Genomic DNA, 2,130 nt, shown 5'->3' on the forward strand with positions numbered 1-2,130 from the left:
AGACGCAGTTGCCCGGACGGATACGGAAAGCCAAATCTTTTTGCCCACTGGCAACTGGTACTACCAACTCTTGGTAAAAACAGGAGACCTGACTTTGGAAGCACCGTGTGAATGGGAGACTATCACGCACTGTGCTGTGAGAGGTTTGGGGTGAAATTCCCCTTACCTACTCGACTTGATTTTTTATCCAACTAGTATCCTTCATAATTTTTTTGCCAGAAAAAAAGAATTAAAAAAAGAACTATTAAAATAGCAGGAAATATAACCATTTTGCCCAACGTATCCTGGCCTGCTGCCAATTCTAATGCATCACCTGAAAATCCCTTAGCAATGTATTTTATCCGAGAATCATCAATCCAATTCCCTATTATTGGCTGAAATATGGAGGTGGAAAAAAAACCGATCCCACCAATCACAGACATTCCCATTGCACTACTTAATGGAATTCTTTGAGCTACTATTCCAATCATAACGGGCCAGAAATAGCAAATCCCAAATGCGAAAATAACTGCTACTCCATAAGCCATAAAACCTGTAACTGCACTAAACATAAATATGCCAATGGTTGATAATATGGCCGAAAACAAAAGCACACCGGTCTGACCTAGCCATTTAACTACAGGTCCAGCAAAAAATCTACCTATAACCATAACCCCACTTACCAAGGCTAAAATTAGCATTGCATCTGCACCACTGTAACTCAAAACGATATTTACCCATTGATTAGGGCCAAATTCCGTGATAGCAGTCAAAGCCATGCAACAAAACAAAAAAATGTAAAGTGGGCTTCGCATAGCCTTTATATTTTCGAATAGAGAGTTGGATCCCACCACATTTGGATGAGGGAAAGCTTTTCCATAAAACAAAGCAGCATAAATAATTGTCGGTACCATAATTATCCACATCTGGATCTCCCAAGCAAGACCTAAGTCCATCATGAATTTGGAAATTAGAGCTCCAAGAATGATCCCCCCGGGAAACCACATATGGAACCGGTTAAGCATTTTATTCATTTTAACTCCTGAATAGGTGTCTGCAATCATAGGGTTGCAGGCTGCTTCTGTACAACCATTACCAATCCCTATAAAAAGCGTTGATAAAAGCAGTAAAAAATATCCCCCTGTATATATTGTCAACACAATTCCCAAGGTATGGGCTACAAAGGCCACAATCATAATGTTTTTAGGTCCAAATGAATGGTACACCAATCCCCCGATTAGCATTGAGATAGGAAATCCCAAGAACCACATTGAATTTATAAACCCCAATTGTTCAGCTGAAAGACCAAATTCCTCAGCTAATTGAGGTAAAATCCCCGCCCGTATGGAAAATGAAAAAGCTGTGGTAATAAGTGCAAAGCAACTCCCGTTAAATAAGGCTGTTTTGTTTATGTTTTCATTCATCTATATTATGTTTAGCTAGTTACTGTTTTTTTAACCAATGATTAAAAGTGATTTAATAAACAGGTCCGGGATATTGAAGGACAAAGAAATGCCAATCACCTTTTTTAGGAGTTGGAATAAACGATTTTCTCACTTGTTATTCCAATTTTATATTGTCAATTTTTTGAACTCCTTGGTCAAATCGGTCAGGGATTTTTCCACGCCCATTCTTTCCAACGAAGAAGCCCCCACAAATCCATGCGCATTTGTCTTTTCCAGAATTTTCCGCACATCCTCAGGGGTATTGATGGGACCACCATGGACAAGAAAAAATATTTTCGGGTTCACTTTATTTACTGCTTCAATGATACTGTTTGTTCTTTCAATGGCATCTTCCATGGTGCAGCTAGCCCCTTTCACCCCTACCGAGCCCCCTACCGTTGTACCTACATGGACTATAATTGCATCTGCTCCTGCTTCTGCCATCTGTATGGCTTCTTCCGGTTTTGCCACGTACACAATGGAGAACAAATCCATTTTGCTGGCAATCCTGACCATTTCAACCTCCTTGTCAAAGCCCATACCCGTCTCCTCCAGCACCTGTCTGAAATGCCCGTCCACGATGCAGTGCGTCGGGAAATTGTTGATCCCCGAAAAACCCATTTCCTTCACCTTCAGAAGGTGGTGCCAGATTCTCCGGCGCGGATCCGATCCGTGTACCCCGCAAATGACGGGGATTTCCTGCACC

General features: G+C 41.3%; 2 protein-coding genes. Both read right to left on the reverse strand.

Annotated features, from left to right (window positions below):
• Positions 1-191 precede the first annotated feature (191 nt).
• Positions 192-1,403 (reverse strand): MFS transporter, encoded by a 1,212-nt coding sequence (locus C4S61_RS21530; RefSeq protein ID WP_103926836.1) that lies wholly within the window; start codon positions 1,401-1,403, stop codon positions 192-194.
• Positions 1,404-1,550: 147 nt separating this feature from the next.
• Positions 1,551-2,130: phosphoenolpyruvate hydrolase family protein (locus C4S61_RS21535; protein ID WP_103926837.1), on the reverse strand; the 580-nt coding region annotated here is incomplete at its 5' end.

The sequence above is a fragment of the Algoriphagus boritolerans DSM 17298 = JCM 18970 genome (genome assembly GCF_900108085.1).
Lineage (GTDB): Bacteria > Bacteroidota > Bacteroidia > Cytophagales > Cyclobacteriaceae > Algoriphagus > Algoriphagus boritolerans.